Annotated in this window: 8 protein-coding genes; 3 read left to right on the top strand and 5 right to left on the bottom strand. The window is 45.4% G+C overall.

Annotated features, from left to right (window positions below; all coding sequences use genetic code 11):
• Positions 1-308 precede the first annotated feature (308 nt).
• Complete coding sequence (locus LKE08_RS02935; RefSeq protein WP_324702697.1) at positions 309-1,646, bottom strand: NB-ARC domain-containing protein; 1,338 nt, start codon at positions 1,644-1,646, stop codon at positions 309-311.
• A 279-nt stretch (positions 1,647-1,925) separates the two neighbouring features.
• Between LKE08_RS02935 and LKE08_RS02930 the strand changes: the two genes are divergently transcribed.
• Together LKE08_RS02930 and LKE08_RS02925 are read left to right on the top strand one after the other, a co-directional pair.
• Entirely contained in the window at positions 1,926-2,870 is a 945-nt protein-coding gene (locus LKE08_RS02930) for a hypothetical protein (RefSeq protein WP_324702696.1), read from the top strand.
• Between the two features lie 148 nt (positions 2,871-3,018).
• Positions 3,019-3,312 (top strand): hypothetical protein, encoded by a 294-nt coding sequence (locus tag LKE08_RS02925; RefSeq protein WP_324702695.1) that lies wholly within the window; start codon positions 3,019-3,021, stop codon positions 3,310-3,312.
• Between the two features lie 159 nt (positions 3,313-3,471).
• Here LKE08_RS02925 and LKE08_RS02920 read toward each other — a convergent pair whose 3' ends face one another.
• From LKE08_RS02920 to LKE08_RS02905, 4 genes are all read right to left on the bottom strand, one after another.
• Positions 3,472-3,783 carry a hypothetical protein gene (locus LKE08_RS02920; protein ID WP_324702694.1) on the bottom strand — a complete coding sequence of 104 codons (312 nt, stop codon included), beginning with the start codon at positions 3,781-3,783 and terminating at the stop codon, positions 3,472-3,474.
• Between the two features lie 150 nt (positions 3,784-3,933).
• On the bottom strand, positions 3,934-4,137 hold the full coding sequence (locus LKE08_RS02915; protein WP_324702693.1) for a type II toxin-antitoxin system HicB family antitoxin: 204 nt from the start codon (positions 4,135-4,137) through the stop codon (positions 3,934-3,936).
• A 97-nt stretch (positions 4,138-4,234) separates the two neighbouring features.
• Positions 4,235-4,444, bottom strand: a complete 210-nt coding sequence (locus LKE08_RS02910) for a 2-oxoisovalerate dehydrogenase (RefSeq protein WP_324702692.1) — start codon at positions 4,442-4,444, stop codon at positions 4,235-4,237.
• A 148-nt stretch (positions 4,445-4,592) separates the two neighbouring features.
• Positions 4,593-4,736, bottom strand: coding sequence for an NAD(P)-binding domain-containing protein (locus LKE08_RS02905; RefSeq protein WP_324702691.1), 144 nt, complete (start codon positions 4,734-4,736; stop codon positions 4,593-4,595).
• A 96-nt stretch (positions 4,737-4,832) separates the two neighbouring features.
• On the opposite strand from LKE08_RS02905, the gene LKE08_RS02900 reads away from it, so the two are divergent.
• Positions 4,833-5,012, top strand: coding sequence for a hypothetical protein (locus LKE08_RS02900; protein WP_324702690.1), 180 nt, complete (start codon positions 4,833-4,835; stop codon positions 5,010-5,012).
• Positions 5,013-5,520 lie beyond the last annotated feature (508 nt).

The raw sequence follows: 5,520 nt of genomic DNA, 5'->3' as shown, positions 1-5,520 counted from the left end.
AAAATTGTCGAGGGCGACAATGAAAACCGTTGATGGGAGACAGGAGCAAGGATTTTTTCCGGTTAAAAATACCTTTTTATTCCGAAAAATCTCTCTCTTCTCCCTCCGCTCCCGGTCGCTCCCTCCGCTCCCCCTGCCATTTTTCTGGGGAGAATGAAACAGCCCTGCCCTTGTTAAGGGGGGCGGGGGGGATCTGCGATTGTCGGAAATATAACCGGATCTGATATTATTTCACATGGCTATATGAAAGTTTTCGATTCGATGGGATAGATCCGATCCCCCTAAATCTCCCTTGCAAAGGGGAACTTTCAAGATCGGTCGCTCAATGCCAAATAATTTCCCAACAAGGGATTCAGAAAAACGTGAGTTTCCGTCAAATTGACGAGCGATCGCGCTTTCAGGGATGTCAGCGTTCCCAACAGGTTTTTCCGGGCGATGGAAGATGAGACGTGCGATCGCAACTCGGAAAGCGAGAGGGGTGCTTTCTCCGCCGCCAGAAGCGCGATCGCCGTTCGTGCGGGGTCGGATAAAACGTTTAACTGTTCTTCCAGCAGTTCGCAGATCTCATCAAAAATGAGCGTATTTTGGCGAAAGAATTCGGTCAAATTACGATTAAATAACCGCAGGACGGTGGCGGCGACGATGTTGAGAATTTTGGGATTGCCGTCGTAGCAGTCCGCGAGGCGATCCCAGTCCTCCGGCGCGGCTTGGAATGTCCCCTGTACGCCCAGCATTTCTCGGATGTCCGCCACCGGCAGTCCGGGGAGGGAGAGGGAACGGATGTGGGAGTTGTTCCCGCCGAGGAAATAAATTAAGTTGGGTTCAATTCGACTGGTTAAAACCACGCAGCTTTGATGTCGCCCTTGGGCGAGATGTTGGAGGAATTTGCGATAGGCTTCCCAGTCCGGATTCTGCGGTTCCGCGTCACTTGTCTCGGAGGTGGCGGGGGATTGATACTCTTCCAAAATAGATTCGACGTTATCGAGAACCAACAGATGAGATTTGCCCTCCAAACACTTCATCACCTGTCGGATTTTCCCGTTGATGGAGTCGGGAATAAGCGAGTGGGGGGAAAGGTCGCGAATCAGGTCGTCGAGGAAGTCGCCGAAGGGAAGGGGAGGATGGGCGATCGGTTCGAGATGCCGCCACACCAGGGATTGAAAATGGGGTTGCACCTGTTCCGCCAGCTTCGCCGCCAGCCAAGTTTTTCCGATTCCTCCCATGCCGAAAAGGGTGATAAAACGGGAGCGATCGGCTAATATCCACCGTCGCAGGATTTCCAGTTCGGCCGTGCGACCGCAGAACCCCGCCACGTCCGGGGCGAGTTCCCAACTGACGGCGGTATTTTGGAGGGCGCGATCGGTTTTGGCTTGTCGGATGGGCGGTTCGTAATCCCCCGGTTCCGGGGTCAGGTCAAAGGCGGCAAAGTAGCGATCGATGGATCTGAAATCGACCTTCTTTTTCCGGGCGTGAACTTTACTGAGGGTGTGGGTCGAGAGTCCGGTCAGTTCGGCGAGGGATTCCAAAGTGCAGGATTGGGTTATGGGATTCCAAAGATCCGTTTCCGCTTGGGCGGCTCGCAGTTTCCGAAATCCCTGCTGGGTGAGGATGACACTGTTTCTGTTTCGTTGGCTATAAAGAGACATAGTAGAGAGTTACGAAGGTGGACAAACTACAACAAACAGTAGATAGACCCTTCAGGACAAATTTGAATTTTATACGTCTAACTTTACTCGATGTTTGGGGGGTGTCAAGGGGGCGATCGGCTTGAAAGCCTTGTTGGGATTGGGTTTGAGGGATTTTCGGGAAAGTTATCAGTAAAGTTTCCGGTTTAAGTTCACAAACTTCGGTGGTATTAAAGAAAAAAAAAATACATTATTGAGTCATCGTAAATCTAGAGCTTAACCGACGAATAGGAAAACATCATGAGTACCCTTTACACCATCAATGTCAAAAATTTAAGTCCCGAAAAGCAAGATTTCTATTTCTTTCAAGAGCCCGCGCAATATATCGGAGGATCGGAAGTTTATTCTAACAGTATATATAGTGCGACCTTGATGCCTTATGAGAGCAGTGGTTCGTTGTTGACTTTTCAATTTTTGCAACAGTATTATGCTGGCGTTGAAGAGCAAGCTCCCCATATAGTAGTGGGACAAAGTTCTGGATATACATCTGCAACTCAACGGATAGAATTGACAAATTCCGAATCTTCTGAATCCACAAATAATACTACTAAGATGTCGATAGAACCGGGATTAGGATTGTCAGTGCCAACTTACAGCGAGGGAGTACAACCAGGTGCTTTTCGGATTCTTACTCCTATATTTAACCCCGTTACAAACAAGTATAATGCGGGATTAGCAGTTCACAATTCCAACGGTTCAACAATTCTTTCTAATTTTATCAATGCTGCACCGAATAAGAACATCGACTGTCAGCCTATACTCATATTTTATGTACAGACTGGAAGTTTCCAAGCCGGTCAAGTAATCAATTTTACGACCTCCTCAATTGGTTCTGGAATATGTGACACAACTGCAGGAGTAACGACATTTGAGGTTGTTTACAATAGCAATGGTAGTTGGACTACTAATTCTGTCAAAAATTACCCCGGCTTGTCACAACTAATACACCGCAACTTACTAGCAGTTGAAATGGTAAATGTCAACATCAAAAATGAGGCGGGTACATCAGTTATATCTACAGGTGTTGCATCATCAAATATTGATGACCGTCCTTTGTCAGTTAATTCTTTAAGTCAGCCCGACAGAATCCATGTCAACACTGAGTATCAGATTGCCCAAAATGGCGGTACTTATCAGGGATATATATGTACGAGTAAAAATGGAAACCATGCTACATTCGCATAGTCCTGGTGCTGCCATTTAATTGTACTTATTCAGAATTTTTGATTCTTCAAAGGATCAAAAGTTTTGAAAGATGGAGAGTGAGCTTGCTCCGATTCAGGCAAACTCACTCTCCGCAAAAGATAAATAATTTAAAACCGGATTTAAAATAATGAATCAAGTTCAAAAAATTTGTTGTGTTAACAATGCTGGATTGATCATACATTTTTCAATTCGATGGCAAGATAGCTATGGTAATTGGAATAATACTAGTTGGAACAGTGGAAACTACCTCATCAATCAAACTCGAACAAGTCCAGATTTGATGGCAATCGGAGTTCCCGTTCAAGCGATTGCCATCACTCCCTATGTTCATGCAGTTTTTGGAAAAAAAAAGATGGGAATTCCATCAGTAGAGTATCAACCAAGCCGAAATACTTGGATAAATCTTTGGGTTCTATTTTGAGTTCAAAAATTTTGCTGAATGTATAGGATTGTTCCGGATTGATAACTTTCATGATAGTTTTAATCCCCGAGTATCATTCAATCAATACTCACAAGCAAAATCAGCGCGATCGCTCACCAGGCGCCTCAGTGCGACAGAAACATAAGCCTTGCTCATCCTTCACGCTTCCCTGAGTTTCAGCAAAGCCTTAGCCTTAGCCACCCGCACCAAATGCTCGACATATTCATATTGTTGCCACGATCGCGCCTCTTCCGCCGTCAACCCAATCGTCCGATTTTTTTCCAGCAAATTGGCGATCTGCTGCTGCAACGCCTCAGACGGCTTCAACGCCAAAATTTCCTCCGGGGTGGGAAGATTTGCCAAAAACTCCAAAACATCTGCCAACCCCGAAAATCCCGATTGAGCATCCGCACTCCATTCCCGCAACCCCAGTTCTAAAATTTGCGGCAACTGCTCTTGCAGCGGACTCAACCGGATCGCCAATTCGTCGGGAACTTCGACTTTGATTTACATAATTTAGCCTCCGGAGACTTGACGATATTTTATTTTAAGCCAATCGGATCGGGTTCGATAAACGGATGATTTTTGGACGATTCGCTTCATCATCATAATTGCTACGAGTCATCCCACCGATACCTCGCGCACAACCGCACCGGATTGTAATTCAATCGGATTCGGTTCGAGATAAAGCGCGATCGCCTCTTTAATATTTTCTAACGCTTCCTCTTCCGTTTCTCCCGCCGACACGCAACCGGGCAACTCCGGACACCAAACCGCCCAATCTCCAGTTTCTGAATCCGATTCGAGTACGACACGCCATTTCATGTTTATTCTCCCTTATTCATTGTCAATAAAAAAGTCGATTCAGAAGTTCATCATGGCTCATGCTAAAGTGGTTTTCGATACGAGCTTCTCGGCAACTTCACGAAGCAATCACCTCATCATGCACGATATGTAAACGGATGATTTTTGGACGATTCGCCTCATCATCATAATGGCAACGAACGGCATCTTTTACCATTTCTCGCAATTCCTCAATGCTATCAGCTTGAGTGAAGATAGATTCACCCATCGCCCTGGCGACGTAGCCCCCTTCCGGGTCATCCTCAACTAAAAAAATAATTTCTGTCATGGGATTTTCTCTTCGGCATCTTGCAAAGCTGCATTTATATTTTACAGCAATATGACATGATGAGCCCAAATTCCATCCGATCAAAGCCCCCAGAATTGGGGGTTTGGGGGTTGGGGGAAGCCCCCAGAATTGGGGGTTTGGGGGCGATTCACAGGAACTTCAACGTTGGCATCGCAATTCTGGGGCGAAGGGTGCGGTTCCACGCCTTGACATCGTAGCCAACTCGGGCTAAATTGGCAACCATGTACCCTCCCATCACCCCGAGTCCTAAGAATGCAGTTTTTATCATCATTTCAATTAATGCTGCGTTGACGACTCGAATAATTGTAGTTGGGATTCCTACATTTGACTGGATTTATATTGAAGTTGATGTTAATCGGTGCGATTAATGAAAAATAAGAATTATTTTAAATGGACGATCATTGGTATGGCTTTTGCGATTGGTTCATTATCGTCAGAACTCCCTTTTCCATCTTTAATCGGATTTGCGATCGGGCTTGGAATTGCTTTTGGTAGTGTTTTTAAAGCTTTGCATAAAATCCAGCAGAAAATTGATGATGCGGGATGATATCAAGATATCGCCATATTTTTCTTGATCGTTGTTTGTTGATTAAAGCGACCCGAGAAAATCGATCCTCCTAAGTGGGTTCAAATCCGAACCATCTTGTCGGTTGCTCTAATTATATCAGATCCAGTTATTGGATCGAAAAATCTTCCCAATCCTCTTGAGAGGATTTGAGCTATTAGCTTTGGAATTGATTCCAAAGCGGTCTGGATATCTAACCCGTTTTGTGTTCCGAGCATTCAACCGGATTTGATAGAATGTCATATCGTGAGCATTCAAATAATCGCGATCGCATCTCAATTGAATTAAGATAATACTGGGCATCAAGATTCGCATTAATAGCAATGAATATCCGTGCATTTATTATGGGCAAATTTTCGGTGCGTTCCCGACCGCCACTGACCGAATTGACTGATGATGGATCGACGGTAACGCACCCTACTGGACTGTTTCATCTTAAATGAGGCGATCCGATCTGAATCCACAGGCAAGATGCCTGTGCTACATTTTG

This window comes from Lyngbya sp. CCY1209 (assembly GCF_035615495.1).
In the GTDB taxonomy this organism is placed as follows: Bacteria; Cyanobacteriota; Cyanobacteriia; order Cyanobacteriales; family Microcoleaceae; genus Limnospira.
This window is presented reverse-complemented; position numbering and strand designations above follow the sequence as displayed.